This is a genomic window from Streptomyces sp. NPDC107522, from assembly GCF_055657525.1.
On sequence record NZ_JBVKAU010000005.1, the window covers coordinates 621,289 to 646,429 of the forward strand.

21 protein-coding genes and 1 pseudogene are annotated in these 25,141 nt (G+C 71.7%); 6 read left to right on the plus strand and 16 right to left on the minus strand.

The window, feature by feature from the left end:
* The first annotated feature begins 317 nt into the window (after positions 1-317).
* A complete protein-coding gene (locus ACZ7L6_RS19995) occupies positions 318-1,118 on the plus strand; it encodes a peptidoglycan recognition protein family protein (protein WP_471925589.1) in 801 nt (266 codons plus the stop codon).
* A 37-nt stretch (positions 1,119-1,155) separates the two neighbouring features.
* On the opposite strand, the gene ACZ7L6_RS20000 is transcribed toward ACZ7L6_RS19995, so the two are convergent.
* On the minus strand, positions 1,156-2,283 hold the full coding sequence (locus ACZ7L6_RS20000; RefSeq protein WP_471925591.1) for a lipid II:glycine glycyltransferase FemX: 1,128 nt from the start codon (positions 2,281-2,283) through the stop codon (positions 1,156-1,158).
* A gap of 203 nt (positions 2,284-2,486) precedes the next feature.
* On the opposite strand from ACZ7L6_RS20000, the gene ACZ7L6_RS20005 reads away from it, so the two are divergent.
* Positions 2,487-2,717 (plus strand): hypothetical protein, encoded by a 231-nt coding sequence (locus ACZ7L6_RS20005; RefSeq protein ID WP_471925593.1) that lies wholly within the window; start codon positions 2,487-2,489, stop codon positions 2,715-2,717.
* Positions 2,718-2,759: 42 nt separating this feature from the next.
* Here ACZ7L6_RS20005 and ACZ7L6_RS20010 read toward each other — a convergent pair whose 3' ends face one another.
* From ACZ7L6_RS20010 to ACZ7L6_RS20050, 9 genes are all read right to left on the minus strand, one after another.
* A complete protein-coding gene (locus ACZ7L6_RS20010; protein ID WP_471925721.1) occupies positions 2,760-3,278 on the minus strand; it encodes a DUF4240 domain-containing protein in 519 nt (172 codons plus the stop codon).
* 145 nt (positions 3,279-3,423) lie between these two features.
* On the minus strand, positions 3,424-4,398 hold the full coding sequence (locus ACZ7L6_RS20015; protein WP_471925595.1) for a helix-turn-helix transcriptional regulator: 975 nt from the start codon (positions 4,396-4,398) through the stop codon (positions 3,424-3,426).
* A gap of 89 nt (positions 4,399-4,487) precedes the next feature.
* The gene (aceE, locus tag ACZ7L6_RS20020; RefSeq protein ID WP_471925597.1) at positions 4,488-7,190 is read right to left on the minus strand and encodes a pyruvate dehydrogenase (acetyl-transferring), homodimeric type; all 2,703 of its coding nucleotides are present in this window, start codon (positions 7,188-7,190) and stop codon (positions 4,488-4,490) included.
* A gap of 348 nt (positions 7,191-7,538) precedes the next feature.
* Positions 7,539-8,039, minus strand: coding sequence for a hypothetical protein (locus tag ACZ7L6_RS20025; protein ID WP_471925599.1), 501 nt, complete (start codon positions 8,037-8,039; stop codon positions 7,539-7,541).
* An 89-nt stretch (positions 8,040-8,128) separates the two neighbouring features.
* The gene (locus ACZ7L6_RS20030) at positions 8,129-8,260 is read right to left on the minus strand and encodes a hypothetical protein (RefSeq protein ID WP_471925601.1); all 132 of its coding nucleotides are present in this window, start codon (positions 8,258-8,260) and stop codon (positions 8,129-8,131) included.
* Positions 8,261-8,389: 129 nt separating this feature from the next.
* Positions 8,390-9,022 (minus strand): GntR family transcriptional regulator, encoded by a 633-nt coding sequence (locus tag ACZ7L6_RS20035; RefSeq protein WP_471925603.1) that lies wholly within the window; start codon positions 9,020-9,022, stop codon positions 8,390-8,392.
* A 288-nt stretch (positions 9,023-9,310) separates the two neighbouring features.
* Entirely contained in the window at positions 9,311-11,095 is a 1,785-nt protein-coding gene (sucB, locus tag ACZ7L6_RS20040; protein WP_471925605.1) for a 2-oxoglutarate dehydrogenase, E2 component, dihydrolipoamide succinyltransferase, read from the minus strand.
* A gap of 59 nt (positions 11,096-11,154) precedes the next feature.
* On the minus strand, positions 11,155-12,543 hold the full coding sequence (gene lpdA, locus ACZ7L6_RS20045; protein ID WP_471925607.1) for a dihydrolipoyl dehydrogenase: 1,389 nt from the start codon (positions 12,541-12,543) through the stop codon (positions 11,155-11,157).
* Between the two features lie 288 nt (positions 12,544-12,831).
* A complete protein-coding gene (locus ACZ7L6_RS20050) occupies positions 12,832-14,379 on the minus strand; it encodes a leucyl aminopeptidase (RefSeq protein ID WP_471925609.1) in 1,548 nt (515 codons plus the stop codon).
* A 313-nt stretch (positions 14,380-14,692) separates the two neighbouring features.
* On the opposite strand from ACZ7L6_RS20050, the gene ACZ7L6_RS20055 reads away from it, so the two are divergent.
* The gene (locus ACZ7L6_RS20055) at positions 14,693-16,423 is read left to right on the plus strand and encodes an endo alpha-1,4 polygalactosaminidase (RefSeq protein WP_471925611.1); all 1,731 of its coding nucleotides are present in this window, start codon (positions 14,693-14,695) and stop codon (positions 16,421-16,423) included.
* Between the two features lie 36 nt (positions 16,424-16,459).
* On the opposite strand, the gene ACZ7L6_RS20060 is transcribed toward ACZ7L6_RS20055, so the two are convergent.
* Positions 16,460-17,239 carry an adenosylcobinamide-GDP ribazoletransferase gene (locus tag ACZ7L6_RS20060; RefSeq protein ID WP_471925723.1) on the minus strand — a complete coding sequence of 260 codons (780 nt, stop codon included), beginning with the start codon at positions 17,237-17,239 and terminating at the stop codon, positions 16,460-16,462.
* A 73-nt stretch (positions 17,240-17,312) separates the two neighbouring features.
* Between ACZ7L6_RS20060 and ACZ7L6_RS20065 the strand changes: the two genes are divergently transcribed.
* A complete protein-coding gene (locus tag ACZ7L6_RS20065; RefSeq protein ID WP_471925613.1) occupies positions 17,313-18,098 on the plus strand; it encodes a hypothetical protein in 786 nt (261 codons plus the stop codon).
* Here the strand turns inward: ACZ7L6_RS20065 and ACZ7L6_RS20070 are convergent.
* Together ACZ7L6_RS20070 and cobT are read right to left on the minus strand one after the other, a co-directional pair.
* Positions 18,020-18,748: pseudogene (locus ACZ7L6_RS20070) on the minus strand (hypothetical protein); the annotation flags it as partial. The gene ACZ7L6_RS20065 and the pseudogene ACZ7L6_RS20070 overlap by 79 nt on opposite strands.
* Before the next feature lie 105 nt (positions 18,749-18,853).
* Positions 18,854-19,966: a nicotinate-nucleotide--dimethylbenzimidazole phosphoribosyltransferase gene (cobT, locus tag ACZ7L6_RS20075; protein WP_471925615.1), complete on the minus strand. Its 1,113-nt coding sequence runs from the start codon at positions 19,964-19,966 to the stop codon at positions 18,854-18,856.
* Positions 19,967-20,369: 403 nt separating this feature from the next.
* Between cobT and ACZ7L6_RS20080 the strand changes: the two genes are divergently transcribed.
* Complete coding sequence (locus ACZ7L6_RS20080) at positions 20,370-21,188, plus strand: class I SAM-dependent methyltransferase (RefSeq protein ID WP_471925617.1); 819 nt, start codon at positions 20,370-20,372, stop codon at positions 21,186-21,188.
* Between the two features lie 127 nt (positions 21,189-21,315).
* Here the strand turns inward: ACZ7L6_RS20080 and ACZ7L6_RS20085 are convergent, their stop codons facing one another.
* Entirely contained in the window at positions 21,316-22,518 is a 1,203-nt protein-coding gene (locus ACZ7L6_RS20085) for a bifunctional adenosylcobinamide kinase/adenosylcobinamide-phosphate guanylyltransferase (protein ID WP_471925619.1), read from the minus strand.
* A 210-nt stretch (positions 22,519-22,728) separates the two neighbouring features.
* Between ACZ7L6_RS20085 and ACZ7L6_RS20090 the strand changes: the two genes are divergently transcribed.
* Entirely contained in the window at positions 22,729-22,941 is a 213-nt protein-coding gene (locus ACZ7L6_RS20090; protein WP_433039216.1) for a hypothetical protein, read from the plus strand.
* A 59-nt stretch (positions 22,942-23,000) separates the two neighbouring features.
* Here ACZ7L6_RS20090 and ACZ7L6_RS20095 read toward each other — a convergent pair whose 3' ends face one another.
* Positions 23,001-24,086 (minus strand): S1C family serine protease, encoded by a 1,086-nt coding sequence (locus ACZ7L6_RS20095; protein WP_471925621.1) that lies wholly within the window; start codon positions 24,084-24,086, stop codon positions 23,001-23,003.
* 270 nt (positions 24,087-24,356) lie between these two features.
* Complete coding sequence (locus ACZ7L6_RS20100) at positions 24,357-25,058, minus strand: class I SAM-dependent methyltransferase (RefSeq protein WP_471925623.1); 702 nt, start codon at positions 25,056-25,058, stop codon at positions 24,357-24,359.
* Positions 25,059-25,141: the final 83 nt, after the last annotated feature.

Here is a 25,141-nt window from a genome sequence, read left to right on the forward strand (position 1 = left end):
CGCCGCACAGCGCGTCGCAGTCCGGGGCGGGTGGCCCTTCCGGTTCCGGCGCGGAGCCCAGCGCCGCCTCGCTGTCAGGCACGGGTGGGCCATCCAACACACGTGCACAGCACAGCGCAGCGCAGCCCCGCACAGGTGGGCCCTTCGGCACCGGATCACAGTCCCGCACCGTTCGCGCGGTCCGTCTCCGCCCGCGGCTCCGAACTCGCCCCCAGCCCTCGACCGGACGCCCCATCCGACCTGCTGGGCACTTCATCCGGCCCGCCGGACGCCCAATCCGACCCGCCGGGCGCCTCATCCCGCCTGTCGGGCGCCTCATGCGGCCCGCCGGACGCGTCTTCCCGCCTGCCGGGCGCCCCGTCCCGCCCGCCGTTCTCCCCCTCCTCGCCTGTCTCCCCGGCCTCGCCGCAGTTCTCGCGTTGGTGCTGTGCGCGAGTGGTGTGGAGCGGGCGGGACCGGTCGAGGGGCGGGCTGTCGGGGCGCGGCCCGTTGCTGTGCATCAGGCGCCGCGGCCGTACATCGTGCCGAGGGCGGTCTGGCTGGACGGCGGCACGCGGCAGGGGCAGCCGCCCCCGCGGTACGACGACCGGGTCGTCGCCGTCTTCGTCCATCACACCGACTCGCCCAACGGGTACGACTGCGCGGACGTGCCCCGCATCATCCGCTACCTGCACGCGGGCCAGACCGGCTCCCGGGACTGGGACGACATCGGCTACAACTTCCTCGTCGACCGCTGCGGCACGATCTACGAGGGCCGCGCGGGCGGTGTCGACCGTGCCGTCACCGGCGCCCACACCCAGGGCTTCAACCACCGCACGACCGGCATCGCCGCCATCGGCACCTTCACGGCCGGCGCCGACGTGCCGAAGGCGATGAGCGAGGCGATCGCCGCGCTGGCCGCCTGGAAGCTCGGGCTCTCCGACACCGACCCGCGCGCGAAGGTCCGCCTGACCTCCAGCAACAGCCGCAGCCGCTACGCCTCCGGCACCACGGCCCTGCTCCCCGCCCTCGCCGGCCACAACGAGGCCTACATGACCAGCTGCCCCGGCGCCGCCCTCACCGCCCGACTGCCCGAGATCCGGCAGCTGGCGGCACGCCTGCAGGGCAGGGGCCCGTAGCAGAACGCCACAGCCGCCACAGCCGTCGCAGCCGGCGTCACCTGCGGCCGAGATAGACCCCCAACGCCCGCTGCAGCACCTTGCCCTGGGCGCCCACCGGCAGTTCCCACTCCCCGAGGTACTCCACGGCCCGGCCACCCGTCCCCGTCTTGAACCGGAGCCGTCCGAGCAGCCGGTCCCCGGTGAGGGAGGGGGTGATGGAGCGCAGGTCGTACGTCTCGGCGCCCGCCGCCCGCGCATCGCACAGCATGCGCCACAGCAGCGCACTGCTGGGCCGCAGCCCGCGCCCCCGGCGGCCGGACGCGGCGTACGAGTGCCAGACGCGGGAACCGACGTTGATCATGAGGGCCGCGGAGAGCACCTCGCCGTCGTACTCGGCGAGATAGAGGCGCAGCCGGTCGTCGTCCTCGGCGTTGAGGGCCTGCCACATGCGCCGGAAGTAGTCGAGTGGCCGGGCCTTGAAGCCGTCGTGGGCGGCGGTCGCGGTGTACAGGCGGTAGAACTCGGGCAGGTCGGCGGCCGAGCCCCAGGCGACACGGACGCCCGCGGCCTCGGCCGTGCGCAACGCCTGTTCCCAGTGCGGGGCGAGGGCACCGCGCAGCTCGTCCACCGAGCGCCCCGCCAACGGGATCTCACAGCCGTAGCGCGGCTGGCCGAGGCCGAAACCGCTCCCGTCGTCCTCCGCGCACGGCCGCCATCCGAGCCGCCGCAGCCGCTCCGCGACATCGAGGGCGTATCCGTCGATGCCGGACGGCGGTAGATCGTGCAGATGCCGTACGTCGGGGTCGGTGATGCCCGCTGCCACAGTGGCCGCGTCCCAGTGCCGTACGACGAGGGGCGGGCCGATCCGGACCGAGAACGCCCCGATCCGCTTCAGGTGGGCGACGAGCGGGTCCAGCCACCGCTCCAGGCGCGGCGTACGCCAGTCGATCGCGGGCCCGTCGGGGACGTAGGCGAGATAGCGCCGGGTCCCGGGTAGCGGCCGGTACAGGACCAGCGCCGTCGCGATCATCTCCTCGCCGTCGAACCAGCCGACGCTCTCCGGCAGCCAGTCGGGCTTCACATCGCCCCACTCGGGGATCTGGAGATGGCTCGCGTCGGGATTCCGCCGCAAGTGGGCGAGGTGTTCCGTGCGCGGTATCTCCCGCACGAACAGGCTGGTCATGGGCAGGGTGCTCCGGGTCGGGGGGCGCCACCGTAAGCCGGGGATCACCGGGCTGGTCAAGAGGTCACGGGCGAACGGTCGTCGACGGAGATCCGAACAGCTTGCGCGGAGGCTCACAGGGTTCTCGTAGCCGACTCACCGATCACCCCGAGACAGCCTTCCTACCGTCATGCCCACGCACTGACCGGAGGTGGGGATCGATCATGAGCAGCAACAACAGCGGCAGGAACAACAGCAGCCACAGCGGCGGCAAGGGCAGCAAGCGCGTCTGGACGGTCGTCTGCGCGGTCGCGACCGTCGTCCTGGGGCCGGCCGCCGTCACGGCGTCCGCGCTCGACCAGGCCAACAAGGCCCCGATGTACCACGCGGTGAAGGCCGACCACACGCAGGCGTACATCCCCTCGGAACCGAGCCGCAGGCGGGCCGTGGCCTGAGACCTACTCCTTGGACTCACTCCCTGGAGCCACTCCTCGGGCTCACTCCTTGAACCGCTCCCACAGCCTCGGCATCCGCTCCGCCAGCGCCCGTTCGTTCTCGAGGTCGACCGGTGTGCCCGCCGGTTCCGGGGGCGCGGCCGCGATGCCGAGATCGGGGGCGACGGTGCCGGTGAGCTGTTCGTAGGCCTCGTCGGCCGCGTAGCCGAGCTCCTCGCCGTCGCCGTCGAACTCCTCGTCGAAGTCGTCCAGCAGGTCGGCCAGCGAGTCGGGGTCGTGCACGCCGCCCTCGTACACCTCGCGGCCCTGGCCGATCAGCCAGCACCGGAAGAAGTCGAACGCGTCGTCGCTTGCCCCGTCCAGCAGGATCCAGGCCGCCGCCCACAGGTCCCAGCTGTACGCGCGGTTGTAGCGGGCCTCGAAGTGACGGGCGAAGTCCAGGACCATGTCCGGGTCCAGCGCCAGGAGCCGGTCCACCAGCAGGTCGGCCTGCTCCTCCGGGTCGCCCTCGGCAGCCTCCCGGGTTGCGTCGATCAGCTCCCAGAACTCCGTCTCGTCCATCACGGGTCAAGCATCGGCCCTGGAGGGGTGGGGCGCACGTGGAGTGGAGCGGATTGTTATAGGGGGCTCACGGCGTCGGACGGCGCAGTCGTACGGCGGATGAGCGACGGGACGACCCGACACGCTCATGACGCACGCGTACGTCTCACGAGCCGTACAACCCCGCCAGCCGTATCGCATCGCTCGCGAAACGGGCCCTCAGCGCTTCCGGCGCCAGCACCTCGACCTCCGGCCCGAGCGCCGCGAGCTGGCTGTGGGCGACCTCCTCGGACTCCACCGGCAGGGTCAGCGTCACCCACCCGTCCCCGTCCGGGGCGCCGGCCGCCTCCAGCGCCTCCCGCGCGGACTGCGGATCGACGGTGTACGGCAGCCGGCGCACCCCGTCCGGGGACACCCGCACCACGACCTCGGCCCGCAGGATGGACCGCGCGAACTGCTCCGCCCGCTCGTCCCAGAAGGCCGGCAGATCGAACTCCTCGTCCCGCTCGAACCGCTCGTCAGCGGGGTCCACTGCGGTGAACCGGTCGATCCGGTACACCCGGTACGACCCGTGCCCCGCCACGCGGGCGCACAGATACCAGACCCCCGCCTTCAGCACGAGCCCGTACGGCTCCAGCTCGCGCTCGACCTCGCTTTCCCGGCTCCGGTAGCGCGCGGTGATCCGTCGGTCGTCCCACACCGCGTCCGCGACGGCCGGCAGCAGCTCGGGTGTCTTCGGCTCCTTGAACCAGTTCGGGGCGTCGAGATGGAACCGCTGGGCGGCGGTACGGGAGGCGTCGCGCACGGAGGGCATGAGCGCCGCCGACACCTTCAGCCGGGCGGCGGACGCGGCGTCCTCCAGCCCCATCTCCCGCAGCGCGCCCGGCACGCCGGACAGGAACAGCGCCTCGGCCTCGCTGCGGCCCAGCCCCGTCAGCCGGGTCCGGTACCCCCCGATGAGCCGATAACCGCCGGCCCGCCCCCGGTCGGCGTACACGGGAACCCCGGCCTCGGACAGCGCCTGCGCGTCCCGGGTGACGGTCCGCTCGGACACCTCCAGCTCGCGTGCGAGCTCGGCGGCGGTCATGGAGGACCGGGACTGAAGAAGCAGCACCATCTTGATGAGCCGGGCAGCACGCATACGGCCATGATGCCGGGGCCCACTGACAACGAAGGGGTACGGCAGCCGCCGTACCCCTTCACTGACCGTCAGCTGTCACAGCCCAGCTGTCACAGCCCGTACTTCTCGCGCGCTTCCTTCACCGCCGTCGCCTTGACCTCGCCCCGCTTCGCGAGCTGGGCCAGGGCCGCGACGACGATCGACTCGGCGTCGACGCCGAAGTGGCGGCGGGCCGCCTCACGGGTGTCCGACAGACCGAAGCCGTCGGCGCCCAGTGACGAGTAGTCCTGCTCGACCCACTGCGCGATCTGGTCGGGAACCTGGCGCATGTAGTCGGAGACCGCCAGCACCGGGCCCTCGGCACCCTGGAGCGCCTGACGGACGTACGGCGCCCGCTCCTCGCCGCGCAGCAGCGCCGCGTCGGCCTCCAGCGCGTCACGCCGCAGCTCGGTCCACGAGGTGGCCGACCAGACGTCCGCCGCCACACCCCACTCCTCGGCGAGCAGCTTCTGCGCCTGAAGCACCCAGTGGATCGCCGTACCGGAGCCGAGCAGCTGGATGCGCGGGGCGTTGGCCACCGGGGACAGCCCCGCCGACTCGGCCGTGTTGAAGCGGTACAGGCCCTTGACGATGCCCTCGTCGATGCCGAGGCCGGACGGCTTGGCCGGCTGCGGCAGCGGCTCGTTGTAGACGGTGAGGTAGTAGAAGACGTTCGGGTCCTCGCCCGGCGCCGCCTCGCCGTACATGCGGCGCAGACCGTCCTTGACGATCGTCGCGACCTCGTACGCGAACGCCGGGTCGTACGTCAGCGCGGCCGGGTTCGTCGCCGCGATGACGGGGGAGTGGCCGTCGGCGTGCTGCAGGCCCTCGCCCGTCAGCGTCGTACGGCCCGCCGTCGCGCCGACCAGGAAGCCGCGGCCCAGCTGGTCGCCGAGCTGCCACATCTGGTCGGCCGTGCGCTGCCAGCCGAACATCGAGTAGAAGATGTAGAACGGGATCATCGCCTCGCCGTGCGTGGAGTACGCGGTGCTGGCGGCGATGAAGTCGGCCATCGAACCGGCCTCGGTGATCCCCTCGTTGAGGATCTGGCCGTTCTTGGCCTCCTTGTAGTACATCAGCTGGTCGCGGTCGACCGGCTCGTACGTCTGGCCCTTGGGGGAGTAGATCCCGAGGGAGGGGAACAGGCTCTCCATGCCGAAGGTGCGCGCCTCGTCGGGGACGATCGGCACCCAGCGCCTGCCCGTCTCCTTGTCGCGGACCAGGTCCTTGATGAGGCGGACGAAGGCCATGGTGGTGGCCACGTTCTGGGAGCCGGAGCCCTTGTCGAAGGAGGCGAACGCCTTCTCGGCGGGGGCGGGCAGCGGGGCCACCGGGTGGACGCGGCGGGCCGGGGCCGGGCCGCCGAGGGCCGCGCGGCGCTCCTGGAGGTAGCGGACCTCGGGGGAGTCGGCGCCGGGGTGGCCGTAGGGGACGACCCCGTCGACGAAGTCGCTGTCCTTGATCGGCAGCTCGAGCAGGTCGCGCATCGCCTTGAACTCGTCCACCGAGAGCTTCTTCATCTGGTGGTTGGCGTTCTTCGACGCGAAGCCCTCGCCGAGGGTGTGGCCCTTGACCGTCTGGGCCAGGATCACGGTCGGCGCGCCCTTGAACTCGACGGCGGCCTTGTAGGCGGCGTAGACCTTGCGCGCCTCGTGACCACCGCGGGAGAGGTGGAAGCACTCCAGGATCTTGTCGTCGCTCAGCAGCTTCGCCATCTCGGCGAGCGCCGGGTCCTTGCCGAAGAAGTCCTGGCGGATGTAGGCGGCGTCGCGGGTCTGGTACGTCTGCACCTGCGCGTCGGGTACCTCGCGCAGGCGGCGTACGAGCGCGCCCGTGGTGTCGAGCTGGAACAGCTCGTCCCAGGCCGTGCCCCACAGCGTCTTGATGACGTTCCAGCCGGCGCCGCGGAACTGGGCCTCCAGCTCCTGCACGATCTTGAAGTTGGCGCGGACCGGGCCGTCGAGGCGCTGCAGGTTGCAGTTGATGACGAAGGTCAGGTTGTCCAGGCCCTCGCGGGAGGCCAGGGCGAGTGCCGCCGTGGACTCCGGCTCGTCCATCTCGCCGTCGCCGAGGAAGGCCCACACGTGGGACGCGGAGACGTCCTTGATGCCGCGGTTGGTGAGGTAGCGGTTGAAGCGGGCCTGGTAGATGGCCGACAGCGGGCCGAGGCCCATGGACACCGTCGGGAACTCCCACAGCCAGGGCAGGCGGCGGGGGTGCGGGTACGACGGCAGGCCGTTGCCGCCGGCCTCCTGACGGAAGTTGTCGAGGTGCGTCTCGTTGAGACGGCCGTCGAGGAACGCGCGGGCGTAGATGCCGGGGGAGGCGTGGCCCTGGATGTAGAGCTGGTCGCCGGAGCCGTCGGCTTCCTTGCCCTTGAAGAAGTGGTTGAAGCCGGTCTCGTAGAGCCAGGCCGCGGAGGCGAAGGTGGCGATGTGGCCGCCGACGCCGTATTTGGAGCCGCGGGTCACCATCGCGGCCGCGTTCCAGCGGTTCCAGGCGGTGATACGGCGCTCCATCTCCTCGTCACCGGGCGCGCTCGGCTCGGCGGCGGTGGGGATGGTGTTGACGTAGTCGGTCTCGAGGAGCTTGGGCAGCGCGATGCCGTTGCCCTCCGCGCGCTCCAGCGTGCGGCGCATCAGGTACGCGGCACGGTGCGGGCCGGCCGCCTTGGCGACCGCGTCCAGCGAGGCCTGCCACTCGGCAGTCTCCTCCGGGTCCCGGTCGGGGAGCTGGTCGAGCTCGCTCGGCTGGATGGCGTTGGGGTCGGTCATGTCGCCGCCTTCCTCAGTCGAAGGGGGTTCCCTCATCGGTAAGGGTTCAGGGGGTGCCCTTGGTCTTTGGCAGGACAGGGCTGAGGGCTTCGGTGGAAGCCCGTCGGCGACTGTAACCCCCTGATCGATGATCGATCAAAGGTTGGAGGCCGAAAAAGTCCCCGGAGCGAGAAATTGGCATCCCGTGCCGGGTCGGCAGGCACGCGGTGCCGCATTTTGCCTGCTCACCTGAGTTGTGACCGGCTAGCTTGGGCGGCTCGCGGTCGCCTGAGAACCGCTGAACGCCGATGGGGCCCGGACGCTGTCTCCGGCCTCCGGGCCCCATCGGCGTTCAGGGAACGCGCTTGTTCACCCCATCGCCGTCTGCCGGGGCGTCCCGGTCTCCGACCAGTCGGCGGTGGTCTGCCGGTCCTGCTCACGCTCGGTGCGTTCGCGCTCCATGCGTGCGTGTTCCTGCTGGTGCCGTGCGGACTGCTCGCGGGTGATCACCTCGGTGGCGGCGCCGACGGCGACCGCGACCGGCCAGGCCATGGCTCCGGCGACGGTCATGCCGCCGAGGAGGCCGTAGAAGGCCAGCCTGCGGGGCGAGGGCAGCAGGGACGTGGCCGTCGCCGTGGCCGTGCGGGCGTTGGAGAACATATCGCCCGGCGTCACGTAGGGGATCGGAACCCGGGGGTGCGCGGTGTGCAGGTGGACGACCCTGCCGCCGTGGTGCTCCTCCGTCGGTGCCTGCGGGGCCTCCGGTGCCTGCAGGGTCTCGGGAGCGCTGACGGCCTCCTCGGCCTGGGGTGTGGCCGGAGGTGGGGTTGGCTGCTGTAGGTGCTGGGTCTGCGATTCTGGGGAAGTCATCTCCGTCCTCCCCTGCTGGAAAGCGTGGGTGGGGTCTCCCAGCCGCCTTCCATCGCCGTGCGCGACTAAACCCGACCTGAACGGGCAATTCAGGCGCGGGCGGCTGACGGGCTCCCGCTCGCGGCGAACGCCTTCCAGAGCTGGATGGCGAGGCGCATCAGGAGGGCCTCGAGCAGGGCGATCGCCACGTTGGCCAGGACCGCGGTGAGGATGTGCGGCATGATCCGCCGCCTTTCGTGTGCGTTGTGCTGCGTACGGTTCCTTTGTCCGCGCCGATGTCATCCGGCAGGCCGCACCCGGGTGTCCTGGGGGTGAACTTTCCCTGAGGCCACGTCACGTGGCGGCGCGGGCTATTCGCCTTCGTGCCGCGGCGCGCACCCGAGCACATGGGCCTTGACGATCTCGGCGATCCGGGGATCCCGGCGCTGGAACGCGGCCACCAGCTCCTCGTGCTCCTCCGCGTACGACTGCTGCACGGTGCCCAGCCAGCGGATCGACAGGGCCGTGAACACCTCGATGCCGAGGCCCTCCCAGGTGTGCAGCAGCACGGAGTTGCCCGCCGCGCGGACCAGTTCACGGTGGAAGGCGACCGTGTGCCGCACCTGGGCGGTGCCGTCGGCGTTGCGGTCGGCCTCGTACAGGGCGGTGACGTGCGGCTCCAGGGCGGAGCAGTCCTCTGCGAGGTGGTCGGCGGCGAGTTCCGCTGCGATGGCCTCCAGGCCGGCCCGGACCGGGTAGCTCTCCTCCAGGTCGGCCGCGGTCAGACTGCGTACGCGCACGCCCTTGTTGGGCGCGGACTCGATCAGCCGCAGCGACTCCAGTTCGCGCAGGGCCTCGCGTACGGGTGTCTGGCTGACCTCCAGCTCGGTGGCGATGCGGCGCTCCACGATCCGCTCGCCCGGCTGCCAGCGACCGCTGATGATCCCCTCCAGGATGTGCTCGCGGATCTGTTCGCGCAGCGAGTGGATGACGGGGGCGGTCATGAGGGCTCCTTAGGGGCGCGTTTGACGTTTAGACAATAAGGCCGGTGCGCTCCGCTGGGAGGGCCGACGGGGGTGCTTTTGTGCAGGTGAGACGAGACTTACACGGCGTGACGTGTGGGTCGGGCGCCCAGAAGCTCGGTGCGGACCATGGTCGGGCGGCTGCGGGTTGTGTGGTTGTTCGCGCCCACGCGGCGGAGCCGCACAGCGACACAGGCCCGCGCCCCCAAGGGCGATGCCCTCGCCCGGAGATTCCGGGCGAGGGCATCGGTGTGCGCAGTTGGGCAGTGTTTACAGGCCGAGCTCGACCTCGAACTCGCCCGCCTCCAGGATCGCCTTGACCGCCGTCAGGTAACGGGCCGCGTCGGCGCCGTCGACCAGGCGGTGGTCGTAGGAGAGGGTCAGGTAGGTCATGTCGCGGACGCCGATGACCGTGCCCTCCTCCGTCTCGATGACGGCCGGGCGCTTGACCGTGGCGCCGATGCCGAGGATCGCGACCTGGCCCGGCGGCACGATGATCGTGTCGAACAGCGCACCACGCGAACCGGTGTTGGAGATGGTGAAGGTCGCGCCGGACAGCTCGTCGGGCGTGATCTTGTTGGCGCGGACCTTGCCGGCCAGCTCCGCCGTGGCCTTCGCGATGCCGGCGATGTTGAGGTCGCCCGCGTGCTTGATGACCGGGGTCATCAGGCCCTTCTCGGAGTCCACCGCGATTCCGACGTTCTCGGAGTCGAAGTAGGTGATCGTGCCCTCGGCCTCGTTGATCTTGGCGTTGATGACCGGGTGGGCCTTCAGCGCCTGGGCCGCCGCCTTCACGAAGAACGGCATCGGGGAGAGCTTGACGCCCTCGCGCGCGGCGAAGGAGTCCTTGGCCTGGGCGCGCAGACGCATCAGCTTGGTGACGTCGACCTCGACGACCGAGGACAGCTGCGCCTGCTCGTGCAGCGCCTTGACCATGTTGTCGCCGATGACCTTGCGGATGCGCGGCATCTTGACGGTCTGGCCACGCAGGGGCGAGACCTCCAGCGCCGGGGCCTTCTTGGCGGCGGCCGGAGCCGCGGCGGCGGGGGCCGGGGCAGCGGCGGCGGCCTTCGCGGCCTCGGCAGCGGCGACGACGTCCTGCTTGCGGATACGGCCGCCGACGCCGGTGCCCTTGACGGCGGCCAGGTCGACGCCGTGCTCGGCGGCGAGCTTGCGTACCAGCGGGGTGACGTAGGCGCCCTCGTCGGTCGGCTTGGCGGCGGCCGGGGCCGGGGTGACCGGAGCGGGGGCGGGCGTCGGCGCGGGGGCCGGAGCCGCGGGGGCGACCGGAGCCGCCGGAGCCGGGGCGGCAGCGGCGGGCGCGGCCGGAGCGGCGGGGGCGGGAGCCGGAGCGGCCGGGGCAGCCGGAGCCGGGGCGGCGGGGGCGGGAGCCGGAGCCGCCGGGGCCGGGGCGGCCGCCGGAGCGGCACCCGCGACGCCGATGACGGCCAGCTTGGCGCCGACCTCGGCCGTCTCGTCCTCGCCGACCACGATCTCCAGCAGCGTGCCGGAGGTGGGGGCGGGAATCTCGGTGTCGACCTTGTCCGTGGAGACCTCGAGCAGCGGCTCGTCGGCCTCGACGCTGTCACCGACCGACTTCAGCCAGCGGGTGACGGTGCCCTCGGTGACGGACTCGCCGAGCGCGGGCAGGACCACGTCCGTGCCCTCGGCCGTACCGGCGCCGGCAGCGGCCTCGGCGGTCGGGGCCGGAGCGGGGGCGGCCTGCTCGGTGGACGGCTGGGCGGCCGGGGCCGGCTCGGGAGCCGGCGGGGCGACCTGCTCGGCGGCGGGGGCCGGGGCGGCAGCAGGGGCACCGGTGCCGTCGTCGATGAGGGCCAGCTCGGCGCCGACCTCGACCGTCTCGTCCTCGGCGACCTTGATGGAGGCCAGGATGCCGGCGGCGGGGGAGGGGATCTCGGTGTCGACCTTGTCGGTGGAGACCTCGAGCAGCGGCTCGTCGGCCTCGACGCGCTCACCCTCGGCCTTCAGCCAGCGGGTGACAGTGCCCTCGGTGACGCTCTCGCCGAGCGCCGGAAGGGTTACGGAAACCGCCATGGTTTCGGTTGCTCCTTACGAATTGCGGAAGTCTGAGTCGTCGCTTCGTCGACCGAGGGTCAGTCGTGCGCGTGCAGCGGCTTGCCCGCCAGGGCCAGGTGGGCCTCGCCGAGCGCCTCGTTCTGCGTCGGGTGGGCGTGGATGAGCTGGGCGACCTCGGCCGGCAGGGCCTCCCAGTTGTAGATCAGCTGGGCCTCGCCGACCTGCTCGCCCATGCGGTCGCCGACCATGTGGACGCCGACCACCGCACCGTCCTTGACCTGGACGAGCTTGATCTCGCCCGCGGTGTTCAGGATCTTGCTCTTGCCGTTTCCGGCCAGGTTGTACTTCAGGGCGACGACCTTGTCCGCGCCGTAGATCTCCTTGGCCTTGGCCTCGGTGATGCCGACGGAGGCGACCTCCGGGTGGCAGTAGGTCACGCGGGGGACACCGTCGTAGTCGATCGGAACGGTCTTCAGACCAGCCAGACGCTCCGCAACCAGGATGCCCTCGGCGAAGCCGACGTGCGCGAGCTGGAGGGTCGGGACGAGGTCACCGACGGCGGAGATGGTCGGGACGTTGGTGCGCATGTACTCGTCGACCAGGACGTAGCCGCGGTCCATCGCGACGCCCTGCTCCTCGTAGCCGAGACCGGCGGAGACGGGGCCACGGCCCACCGCCACCAGCAGCACCTCGGCCTCGAACTCCTTGCCGTCGGCGAGGGTGACCTTGACGCCGTCGGCGGTGTACTCGGCCTTCTGGAAGAAGGTGCCGAGGTTGAACTTGATGCCGCGCTTGCGGAAGGCGCGCTCAAGAAGCTTCGAAGAGTTCTCGTCCTCCACCGGGACGAGGTGCTTCAGACCCTCGATGACCGTGACGTCGGCGCCGAAGGACTTCCACGCCGAGGCGAACTCGACACCGATGACGCCGCCGCCCAGGATGATCGCGGACTTCGGCACGCGGTCCAGGACGAGGGCGTGGTCGGAGGAGATGATCCGGTTGCCGTCGATCTCCAGGCCCGGCAGCGACTTCGGCACGGAGCCGGTCGCCAGCAGGACGTGGCGGCCCTGGATGCGCTGACCGTTGACGTCGACGGAGGTCGGGGAGGACAGGCGGCCCTCACCCTCGATGTACGTCACCTTGCGGGAGGCGACGAGACCCTGCAGACCCTTGTACAGGCCGGCGATCACGCCGTCCTTGTACTTGTGGACCCCGGCGATGTCGATGCCGTCGAAGGTGGCCTTGACGCCGAACTGCGCGCTCTCGCGAGCCTGGTCGGCGATCTCGCCCGCGTGCAGCAGGGCCTTGGTGGGGATGCATCCCCGGTGCAGGCAGGTGCCGCCGACCTTGTCCTTCTCGATCAGGGCGACGTCCAGGCCCAGCTGCGCCCCGCGCAGGGCCGCGGCGTAACCACCGCTACCACCGCCGAGGATCACTAGGTCGAAAACGGTGCTGGCGTCGTTCGCCACGTCACGTCCTCCATGCATGTGCGCCGTACGCCGGTCTTCACTGACCGGCCTGGCGGCTGGTGTCCGGCCGCTCGTTCTTCGGCCCTTGGGTGGGCCCTGTCCTGCCGACGCCCATCTTCGCACTTGTCCACACCGAACGAGACGCCGGGCCGGTGTGTGAGACGCCCCACGTTCAGCTGAGCGGGCACGGAAGAGCCGGTCGAGCGGGCACGGAAGAGCCGGTTGGGCGGGCATGGAAGAGGGGGCTCCGCTCTACCCGCGCGCGGAGCCCCCTCACTCGGACCGACGTCAGCCCAGGTCACCCGCGGCGGTCAGCTCGGCGAGCCGAACCAGCGTCCGCACACCGGACCCCGTACCACCCTTGGGCGTGTATCCGAAGGGCCCGCCCTCGTTGAACGCGGGTCCCGCGATGTCGAGGTGCGCCCACGTGACGCCCTCGCCCACGAACTCGCGCAGGAAGAGACCGGCGACCAGGCCCCCACCCATCCGCTCACCCATGTTGGCGATGTCGGCGGTGGGAGAATCCATTCCCTTGCGCAGGTGCTCCGGCAGCGGCATCGGCCAGGACGCCTCGCCGACCTCCTCGGCGGCCTCCACGATCGCGGTACGGAACGCGTCGTCGTTGGCCATCACACCGAAGGTGCGGTTGCCCAGCGCCAGCACCATCGCACCCGTGAGCGTCGCGACGTCGACGATCGCGTCCGGCTTCTCCTGCGACGCGGCCCACAGGGCGTCGGCGAGCACGAGCCGCCCCTCGGCGTCGGTGTTGAGCACCTCGACCGTCTTGCCGCTGTACATCCGCAGCACGTCACCGGGACGCACGGCGGACCCCGACGGCATGTTCTCGGCCAGCGCCAGCCATCCGGTGACGTTCACCTGGAGGTCGAGCCGAGCGGCGGCGACCACCGCGGCGAAGACCGCCGCCGCCCCGCTCATGTCGCACTTCATCGTCTCGTTGTGCCCGGCCGGCTTCAGCGAGATGCCGCCCGAGTCGTAGGTGATGCCCTTGCCGACGAAGGCGAGGTGCTTGTCCGCCTTGGAACTCGTGTACGTCAGCTTCACCAGCCGCGGACCGGCCGCCGACCCGGAGCCGACGCCCAGGATTCCGCCGTAGCCGCCCTTGGTCAGCGCCTTCTCGTCGAGCACCTGCACCTTGATGCCGTGCTCCTTGGCCGCCGCCGAGGCGATCGCGGCGAAGGACTCGGGGGTGAGGTCGTTGGGCGGGGTGTTGATCAGGTCGCGGGCGCGGTTGAGCTCCTCGGAGACGGCGGTGGCGCGCTCGATCGCCGCCTTGTGCTCCTTGTCGCGCGGCTTGCCGCCGAGCAGAGCGGCCTCGGCGAGCGGGGCCTTGCCGTTCTTCTTGTTCTTCTCGTCCTTGCCGTTGCCCTTGTAGGCGTCGAAGGCATAGGCGCCGAGCAGCACGCCCTCGGCGACGGCGCCGACGTCACCGGCGTCGCCCAGCGGCAGCGCGAACGCGGCCTTCTTGGAGCCGGCGAGGCTGCGGGCGGCGACGCCGGCGGCCCTGCGCAGCGCCTCCGCGTCGTACGCCCCGTCCTTGGTGTCGTCGGGCTCGGCACCCAGGCCGACCGCCACCACGAGCGGGGCCTTGAAACCGGCGGGTGCGGGGAGCTTCGTCACCTCGCCCTCGGCACCGGAGGCACCGAGGGTCTCCAGGACGCCGGCCAGCTTGCCGTCGTACGCCTTGTCCACGGCCTCGGCGCCCGGTGCGACGACCAGGCTCCCGCCCTTGGAACCAGAGCCCTTGGCGACACCGATCACGATCGCGTCGGCCCGCAGGCCGGGCGCCGCGGCGGTGCTGAGAGTGAGAGCAGTCACGGTGGTGAAATCTCGCTTCCGATGTGAAGTTGCGATGGCCGAATAGGTGTGGGTCGACCGGGCCCGACGGCCGACCCTAATTCCGACCTACGGGTGCGGTGGCAGCGGGGCCTTCCCCGGTACGGCGAACACTCGGGACGAGCCTACGCTCGTGTGAGCGTTCGCTCATTCCTACGGGCGTTCACCTGTCGGTGGCGTCGGGGTCGTTTCTCCCCTGTGCGCGCAGCCGATCTCCTGGAATCGATCATTTACGCTGATGCCCTTGAACCCTCAATTGCTTTTCGAAGCGCGGCACATGGGAAGGTGACCGGCGATGTCGCTGAGCCCCGGCGATCCGGAGTCCATAGGCGGTTATGCGCTGGTCGACCGGCTCGGCAGTGGCGGCATGGGCATCGTCTACCTGGGGCGCTCGGCCTCGGGGCGGCAGGTCGCGGTCAAGGTCGTGCACGCGCAGTACGCGCAGGACGAGGAGTTCCGGGCGCGTTTCCGGCAGGAGGTCGCGGCGGTCCGCCGGGTGAGCGGGGCATTCACGGCCCCGGTCGTGGACGCCGACCCGGACGCCGAGCAGCCGTGGATGGCGACGCTGTATGTGCCGGGACGCACGCTGTCGGACATCGTGGCCAAGGACGGCCCGCTGCGCGGACGCGAGCTGCGCGCGCTGGCGCTGGGCCTTGTCGAGGCGCTGCGGGACATCCACCGGGCGGGTGTGGTGCACCGGGATCTGAAGCCGAGCAACGTTCTGATGGCCGAGGACGGCCCCCGCGTCATCGACTTCGGCATCTCGCGCGCCGTCGACAACGAGGCCCTGACGGTGACCGGCCGGTTGATCGGCACCCCGCCCTTCATGTCGCCGGAGCAGTTCGCCTCGCCGCGGGAGGTCACCGCGGCCTCGGACGTGTTCTCGCTGGGGTCACTGCTGGTGTACGCGGCCACCGGCAACCGTCCGTTCGACGGAAGCAGCCCTTATTTGACGGGCTATCAGGTGATGTACGAGTCACCAGTCCTGGACGGAGTCGCCGAACCGCTCCGAAGCATCGCCGAACGCTGCCTGGACAAGGACCCGGCCGCCCGGCCCGAACTCGCCGAACTGCACCGGATGCTCCGCACGCTGCCGGATTCCGCCGTGCCGGTAGCACCAGGAGTGCCCGACTCGGCGGGAACCGGCCGCCAGGATCCCCCTGCGCGGGTCGTCCGGCGAGGCCCTGGACGTCGAGGGCGGCTCGTCCTCGCCGGCCTGGCGGCAGCCCTGGCGGTCACCGGGCTGAGCATCACGGCGGTGAAAACCGGGTCGCACCAGAACGGCACTTCCCCGGAGTCCAGTCCGCCCGCGTCCACGGTGACGCCACCGCCGAAGCACGTGCGGTGGGACTACCAGATCGGCGGCGCGTACGCCCCGGCGGCCGGTGTGCAGGTGGTCAGTCGCAGCTACGAGGACTCGCCCGCGCCGGGTGTCTACAACATCTGCAATCTCAACGCCTTCCAGGCCCAGCAGGACGAGGAGGGTGACTGGGACTCCGACCTGCTGCTGCGCGACGCCAACGGGGATGTCGTCCACGACGAGGACTGGGACGAGGCGGTCCTGGACATCCGCACTCACGCCAAGCGGCAGCGCATCGCTGCCAAGCTGAACAGCTGGATCGACGAGTGCGCGGCCAAGGGGTACAAGGCCGTCGAGCCCGACAACTACGACACCTTCACCCGCTTCCCGAGATATCTCACGGCCGACCAGGCCAAGGCGCTGATGAAGCTGCTGTCCGTGCACGCCCACGAGAAGGGCCTGGCCATCGCCCAGAAGAACACCCTTGAGCTCATGCCCTACCGTGCGTCCGTGGGCCTGGACTTCGCCGTGGTGGAGGAGTGCGGCAAGTGGGATGAGTGCGGCGAGTTCGCCGAGGCGTTCGACAACAACGTGCTCGTGGTCGAGTACACGGCGAAGGGCCTGTCCGCAGCGTGCTCCGGCTGGGGCAGCTCACTGAGCATCGTCCGCCGCGACAAGGAAGTCGTACCCGAGGGCGGCAGCGGCTATCTCCGCCAGACCTGCTGACCGGAGCCCGGTCACGGCGGTCGGAGCCGGTGACGGTCAGCCCAGCGACAGCACGACGAGCGCGGTCGTCGCCGCCGTCTCCGCGAGCCCGCCGAAGACGTCGCCGGTGACGCCGCCGAAGCGGCGGGTGCAGTGCCGCAGGAGGAGTTCGGCGGCGGTGAGTGCGGCGAGGACCGCGAGGGCTGTGCGCGCGATGTCGTACGTCCCCAGCAGCGCTCCCGCCGCGGCGGCCGCGCCGGTCACGGCCAGGGCGACGGCCAGCGCGCCCCGTACGGGGACGACCCCGGCCACCGCGGCCCCCAGCCCCTCCGGCCGTGCGGCGGGCACCCCGGCGCGCGCGGCGAGGGTGAGCGCGAGGCGGGCGGCGACCGCCGAGACGACGGTGGCGAGGGCGCCCCGGGCCCACGAGCCGTCGTACAGCTGGGCGAGGGCGGCCACTTGTGCGAGCAGCACGAACACGAGCGTGATGACGCCGAACGGCCCGATGTCCGACTGCTTCATGATCCGCAGCGCGTCCTCGGCGGGCTTGCCGCTGCCGAGCCCGTCGGCGGTGTCGGCGAGCCCGTCGAGATGCAGCCCCCGGGTGAGCACGGCGGGAACGGCGACCGCGGCGACGGCGGCGAGGAGTGGACCGGCGCCGAGGAAGAGGAGCAGGAGCCCCAGCAGGGCGGCGCCCAGTCCGAGCACCACGCCCACCAGCGGAGCGCAGAGCATCCCGCCCCGCGCGGCCTCCCGGTCCCAGCGGCTCACCTTGACGGGCAGCACGCTGAGGGTGCCGAAGGCGAAACGGAGACCGTGCGGGGGCGGCGGGGTCATGGACACGCCCGCAGAGTAGCCCGGACGCCGCACCCGCCAGGCAGCGCACCCTGCTCGCGGACACACTGACCGCATGGGTCACTGGCTGGAGCGCAACGTCATCGAACCGGGCAAACTCCCCCTGCTCCTGGCCCTGACCGCCTTCGTCGTCACCTTCCTCGTCACGCGTCTCATCACCCGCCTCATCCGCGCGGGCAAGGGCCCCTTCCGCAACATCGAGACCGGCGCCGTCCACATCCACCACGTGGTCCCGGGTGTCGTCCTCACCGTCGCGGGCGGCTTCGGCGCGGTGTCCAGCAGCCGTTACGGCTTCGGCGCCGCCGTCTTCGCGGTGCTCTTCGGCATGGGCGCGGGGCTGGTCCTCGACGAGTTCGCGCTGATCCTGCACCTGGACGACGTGTACTGGACCGAGGAGGGACGCAAGAGCGTGGAGGTGGTCGTCCTCACGGCGGCCATGGGAGGCCTGCTGCTCGTGGGCTTCTCACCGCTGGGCGTCAACGATCTCAACCAGGACGAGACGCAGGGCCGCGGCACCGTCCTGCTCAACGTCGGCGTGAACTTCCTCTTCTCCCTGATCGCGCTCAGCAAGGGAAAGGCCCGTACCGCGATCTTCGGTGTGATCGTGCCGGTCATCGCCCTGGTCGGCGCCATCCGCCTGGCCCGCCCCAACTCCCCGTGGGCCCGCCGCTTCTACGGCCGCCGCCCGCGCGCCCGCGCCAAGGCCGGCCTGCGCGCCTACCGCCACGACCGCCGCTGGGCCCGCCCGCGCCGCGCCCTGGAGGAATGGCTGGGCGGCAAACCCGACGCGGAGCCCGGCAAACCCGACGCTGGATCCGGCAACTCCGCCGACCGCCGCTGACGCCGGCGCAGCGCCGCCACCCCGCACAGCACCAGCACCGCCGCGATCGCCGCCAAGTGCTCCTTCCCGGCGAGGTTCTCCTTCAGCGCCACCTCGGCCACCATCGCCGCGATCACGGCACCGGCCGTGACATACGCGCCGTAGCGCCACCCGAGGAACACCGCCAGCCCCACCACGGCCGCCGACGGTCCCGTGTCCACGACCCGGGCGTCCGAGGAGGGCAGCCCGAACGGGTGGTCCGGGCCGAGCGCGATGCCCACGCGCGCGTACAGGGTGCCGGCGAGGGTCGCGACGTACGCGATGACCAGGGTCCGCCACCAGCCCAGACAGATCTCGGCGATCCCGAACACGACCAGCATCTGCGCGAGCGCACCCCACACGGGCAGGTCGAGGGCGGGGACGAACAGGGACAACGGCGTACGCAGGATGGCCGGCCACAGCGGGTCCTCGGCCCGCACGGCCCCGAGGTCCTGCACGAGCTGACAGCCCCAGGACTGGTTCTGCACGACCTGCATGACGCCGGTCAGACAGACGGCTGCGAGGCTCATCGGAACGGCCCACCACCGCCGCTCCACCAACGGCCCCCGCACGGCGAGGTACAGCGGCCCCCACTCGGCGCGGGCCCAACGGGCGAGGGCGGCAAGTCTCACAAGTGGGGATGATATGGGCACAGCCCTCGGTTTTCCGCCGCAACGGCGCCCAGCCACGACGGCGCAGTCCGGCGCTGCCGAACTGCCCGTAACCCCCTGCCCGACCTACTCGGCCTCTGAAAGTTCCGCCGCCTCCGCCGCGTCCCCGGACTCCTCCGACTCCTCCGACTCCTTCGGCTTCTCCGGCAGCTCCGCGGCCAGCGCCGCCGCGGCCTGGACCATCGGCAGGGCCAGCAGACCCCCGGCCCCCTCGCCCACCTTCACGCCCTGGTCGAGGAGCGGCTCCAGGGCCATCCGGTCCAGCGCCTTCGCCTGCCCCGGCTCCCCGCTGTTGTGCGCGGCCAGCCACCAGTCCGGCGCCCGGAACGCGATCCGCTGCCCCACCAGCGCACAGGCGGCGACCACGACCCCGTCCAGCACGACCGGCATCTTCCGCACCGCACTCTGCAGCAGGAACCCCGTGATCGCGGCGAGGTCGGCCCCGCCCACCGTCGCGAGCAGCTGCAGCTGATCCCCGAGCACGGGCCGGGCCCGGCGCAGGGCGTCCCGGATCGCCGCGCACTTGCGCATCCACGCGAGGTCGTCGATGGCCAGCCCGCCACGCCCGGTCACCACGGAGGCATCCGTCCCGCACAGCGCCGCGACCAGCACCCCGGCCGCCGTCGTCCCGCCGACGCTCACATCGCCGAGCACCACCAGATCCGTACCGGAGTCGGCCTCCTCGTCGGCCACCGCCACCCCGGCCCGGAAGGCGGCCTCGGCCTCCTCGAGCGTCAACGCGTCCTCGACGTCGATACGACCGCTCCCGCGCCGTACCCGATGCCGTACGACGGCCTCCGGCAGCGAGGCCGGATCGCAGTCCAGCGCCATGTCGACGACCCGCACCGCAACCCCGAGCCGCCGCGCGAGCACGGACACCGGCCGGCCGCCCTCGAGGATCTCCCGCACCAACTCCCCGGCGCCGCCCGCGGGCCGCGCCGACACACCCAGCTCGGCGACCCCGTGGTCACCGGCGAACAGCACCACCCGCGGCTGCTCGATCGGCCGTACCGGTACCGCGGACTGCGCCGCCGCCAGCCACTCACCCAGTTCGTCGAGGCGGCCCAGCGCCCCGGGCGGCACGATCTGACGCTCACGGCGGGCTTCGGCGTCCCGGCGCACCCCACCGTCGGGGCGCTCGATCAGATCAGTGAAGTCGTCGAGATTAAGCGAGCTCATTCGCCGAACAGTACCGGCACCGGTCGAACAGAACGGCGCCACATGGCGTCCAGGGGCTCCGCCACGGCACCGGCATATCCGCGTGACGTCGTTGCACCCAAGATCGCCATCCCATACGTTCCGTTTTGCAGTGGATTGTCGGGGCATGCTCGCAGCACCATTCCGCCGTACCGCGCCGTACGCCCCCGCCGTACACCCCTAGGAGGTGCCTTCTGGATCATGCCGGCGTCGCGGGGTCTGGCACGCACATCTGCCGCGTTGTCGTCGGTTGCCGACGCTCCGCGTCGCCGCCCTCCTCCGCCTTGCAGCTGCACGCACCAGACCCCGCTCGGCTTGGCCGATCCGCGCCGTTCCTTACAGCCGGCCTGATCCAGAAGACACCCCCTAGCGCCCGGGAGCCGCCATGACCGCGACCGCACCCTCCGAACGACACCGCGCCGGCTGCGCGTTCACCCTCGCCGCATGCCGGGACCACACCTACGCGCCACGGTTCCTGAAAGCCGTACGACAGGCGTCGCCCCGTCATCTGAGAGCCGCGGCCCGCGCGGCGCTCCCCTTTCCCGAGCCGGAGAGCTGGCTGGACGTGGGCACGGGCGACGCCCGCTTCCCGGAAGCGGCGAAGGAGGTCTTCCCCTACACGGCGTTCGACGGCCTGGACCCGACCCACCGAGTCCTGCACGCGCGCGTGGCCGAGCGGATCGAGGAGGCCCACGTAGGGCAGCTGACGGACCCCCGGATCACGGCCCGGCTGCGCGCCCGCTACGACATCGTCAGCATGCTCCGCCACTTGGAGCACACCCCGGACCCCCGCGCGGAACTCCGAGCCGCCCTCTCGGTCCTCCGCCCTGGCGGCCATCTCATCGTCGAACTCCCCAATCCACGCAGCGCGTTCGCCCTGCTGCTCGGCACCGTGTGGGTCCCGCAGAGCCCGCACGGCCACCTGCACCTGCTGCCCGTGCGCACGCTCCACGAGGAACTGCGCTCCCTGGGCTGCACGATCGTCGCGACGGACCGCCGCACCGCGCACGTCCCGTACGACCTGGCGGCCACGATCGCCCTGGTCCTGAACCTCCTCCTGGGCCCGGTACTGGCGGTGCTGGGCGCGCCCTTGGTGGCCGCCGCGTGGGCGATCGACCTTGTCCTGGCCCCCTTCCTCCGGTGCACCCCCCTGTCGAACGGGTACAGGGTCATCGCCAGAAAGGAGCCGGTCGCACGGGCCTGAGGCTCGAACCGCCGGTCCCTGCCGCGCCCCTAGGGGCGCGGGGCTGTATCAATATGCGGCTCCGCCGCGTGGGCGCGACCAGCCACGACGCAGCCGCAGCCGCCCGACGAGACAAACCGCGGCACTCTCATCCGCGAAGGACGAGCGCCTGCCCCGCAACAACCAGAACCACCTGCTCACACTCACCCGCAAACGCAGCGTTCAGCCGCCCGAGCTCATCCCGATACCGCCGCCCCGACGCCGTGGCCGGTACAATCCCCGACCCCACCTCGTTGGACACGGCGACGACGGTCCGCCGAGTCGCCCGCACCGCCTCCGTCAACTCGCGCACACGATCCCGCAGCGCCCGCTCCCCGCCGTCCGCCCACACCGCGTCGTCCCACGCCCCGACGGCGTCCATCGCGTCCGTCAGCCACAGCGACAGGCAGTCGATGAGCAACGGCGCCCCGTCCTCGGCCAACAGCGGCACCAGGTCGCACGTCTCGGCCGTACGCCACGACCCCGGCCGCCGCTCCCGGTGCGCGGCGACCCGCGACGCCCACTCCGTGTCCCCGCCCCGGCTGCCGCCGGTCGCGACGTACAGCACGTCGGGGAAGGCCTCCAGCCGCCGCTCCGCCTCCACGGACTTCCCGGACCGCGCCCCGCCCAGCACCAGGGTCCGCCGGGGCACGTCCGGCACATCCTCGTACGCCCCCACCACCAGCGTCGCTCCGTCCGGCACGGCCCGCGCCCCCGCCGCAGCGAGTCGCCGCCGCAACTCGGCTCCCGGCGGCACGTCATGGTCCAGATGAACGGCGACCACATCCGTCGTCGGCCCGACCGCGCCCACCGCGCGCAGCTTGGCCAGGGCGTCCGGCCGCCCCACGACATCGGCGACCACCATGTCGTACATCCCGACGGACCCCTCCTCAAGGCCGGCCGGCGCACCACCCGGCGGCAGATACAGCAGCCGCTGCCCGTCCGGCCCGGTCACCGCGTACCCCGTGCCCGGCGAGTCCATCGCCACCGCCCGCACCCGATGCCCCGTCAGCAGCGCCAACTCCCGCCCGTCCGGCACCCGCCCGGGCTGCGGCACCCCCGCCGGCACCTCGACGGCGGGCCCGTCGTGCGGATGCGACAACAGCACCTGCCGTACGCCGCCCAGCGAATGCCCCGCCCGCGCCGCCGCGAACGCCGCCCCCGGCGTCAGATCCAGCAACAGCGCCCCGTCCACGAGCAACGCGGTGGCCGCCCGCGCATCATCGGCGAGCGCGCTCGCACAGGCCGCACAGGGACAGTCGGGGCGGGGGAGTCCCGCGGGGGCACCGGTACCGAGGAGAGTGAGTTCCACGCACCGATTTTCGCCGGTCGCCGCTGGTCTTGCGTGACGGAGACCCCCTAAGGGGCGCGGGGAACTGCGCGACCAGCCCAATACGACCCGCACTGTGACGATTACCGGGGGTCTTATAACGGCTCACCCAGCGGAGCGAATACGCTCGGAGCAGGAGCCGGACCAAGATCCGGCCTCTCCTGTGCACGTGCTGACACCTTGGAGGCGTACATGGCGGCATGGACGTGGCGGTTCGAGAAGGCCGACGGGGCGGAGGTCCAGCCCGCGGTGCAGCCCGAGGAGTTCACCACCCAGGGGGACGCCGAGTCCTGGATCGGTGAGCACTGGAAGGCGCTGCTGGAGGGCGGTGCGGACCAGGTGCGGCTGTTCGAGGACTCCACGGAGATCTACGGGCCGATGAGCCTGCACGCCGAGGAGTCGTGAGCGCAGGGGCGAGGGTCAGGTACGGCAGGCCCTCGCCCTTCCTCACCCCACCACCCCCCTCACTGCTCACCCAGCGTCACATCCACCGTCTTCTCCTGGCCGTTGCGCGTGTACGTCACGGTCGTCCGCTCGCCCGGCCGGTCGGAGGCCAGCTCCTCGGCGAGTGAGGTGATGGTGGTGATCTCCGTGTCACCGAGCCGGGTGATGACGTCCCCGGGCTCGATTCCGGCCTTGTCGGCGGCCCCGCCCGCCATCACGTCGACGACGGCGACGCCCGCGACCTCGTAGTCGTCGTTCACGACCGTACGGCCCGTGATGCCGAGCGCCGCCCGGCCCGAGTCGGTGACCCGGCCGTCCTGCACGATCTGGTCGGCGATCGTCCGCACCGTCGACGCCGGGATCGCGAACCCGATGCCGGGTGCCGCGCCCTGGCCCGCGCCGGGGTCGGTCGCCGCGAGGGTCGGGATGCCGATGACCCGGCCGTCGAGGTTGACCAGGGCGCCGCCGCTGTTGCCGGGGTTGATGGCGGCCGACGTCTGCACCATGTTGGCGATCGTCGCGCCCGTACCGCCGTCGCTGCGGCCCTCGGTGACGGTCCGTCCGGTCGCCGAGACGATGCCCTGCGTCACGCTGGACGCCAGCCCCAGCGGCGAGCCCATCGCCAGCACGATCTGCCCGACCTCGACCTTCGCCGAGTCCCCGAACTGCGCCGCCCTCAGCCCCTTCGGCGCCCTGTCCAGCTTGATGACCGCGAGGTCCTGCTGCGGGTAGGAGAAGACGAGCCGTGCGGTGAACGTGTCCTCGCTGTTGGCCGTCGTCACCCGGAAGCTGTCCTCGTTCCCCACGACGTGCGCGTTGGTGACGATGTGTCCCTGGCCGTCGTAGACCACGCCAGATCCCAGATCGTTCCTGGCCTGGATCTGTACGACCGACGGCAGGACGTCCCTGATCACCTTCAGGTAGCCCTCCTGCAGATCGTCGACCGCCCTGGGCGCGGCGGCCTGCGCGGCCTGCGTGGTCGAGTCCTCCTTCTCGCGCGAGCGCGAGGACGGGGAGCCGGAGCACGCGGAGAGGAGCCCGAGGCAGCACAGCAGGGCGAGGGCCACGACGACCGGCCGCAGGGCACGGAAACGGCGAGCATCCATGCCCCGAGTCTCACCGCGGACCTCGCGTCCGGCCTGCGCTGCTCACCCGAACGGGGCCCTGGTGAAGGCGGCTGCGGCTCGACACCGCCGCAAGGGGCGCGGGGTGCTGTATCGAGAGAGCGCGGGGCTGTACTGAGAGGTGGGGGAGCGACCAGCCACGACGGGCACGCAGAAGACCGACGGCCTGTCGTGGCCCCGCGGCGGAGCCGCAGGTCGACACCGCCCGCGCAGCGCTCAGCCGCATACTCCGCACCACCGCCCGCGGAGCGGTCAGCCGCGTACTCCGCACAGATGCAGCAGCGCCGCCACGCTCCGATAGGGGTCCGTCTTGCCGGCCCGTTCCTCGACAGCCACCAGCGTCTCCACGTCCGCCGGGATCTGAGCCCCGTCGGCCGCCGTGTCGGTGAACACCCGCACCCCGTACCAGGCGTGCAGCGGTGCCCCGATGCCCGCGAGCGTCGCCGTCAGCTCGGCGAGGCGGTCGGCCCGTACGTCGAGCCCCAGCCGGTTCCGGTACGCGGTGGTGTCGAAGGCGGCCAGCGCCCCGGCCCAGTCCCCGGCCAGCCCCGGCCGCATGGCCAGCGCGTCGCCGTTGCGCACGAGCAGCGACAGCAGGCCGCCCGGGGCGAGCATCCGGGCCAACCCGGCCAGCAGCGGATCGGGCTCCTCGATGTACATCAGCACGCCGTGGCACAGCACCACGTCGAAGCTGCCCGGCAGAAAGTGGACGCCCGTGTCCCGTCCGTCCCCCTGGACGATACGGACCCGCTCCCGGATCCCCTCGGGCTCCCCGGCGAGCTCCTCGCGAGCGGTCGCGATCATCTTCGGGTCCTGCTCGACACCGGTCACCTGGTGCCCGGCCCTGGCCAGCCGCAGCGCCTGCGTGCCCTGGCCCATGCCCACGTCGAGCACCCGCAGCCGCTGCCCCACCGGGAACCGCCCGGCTATCTGCTCGTCGAGCTGCCGGGCCACCAGCTCCTGTCGTACGACATCACGCAGCCCGCCCAGCTTGCTCAGCCAGGCGTCGGCCGCACCCCCGGAGAACGCAGTTGTGC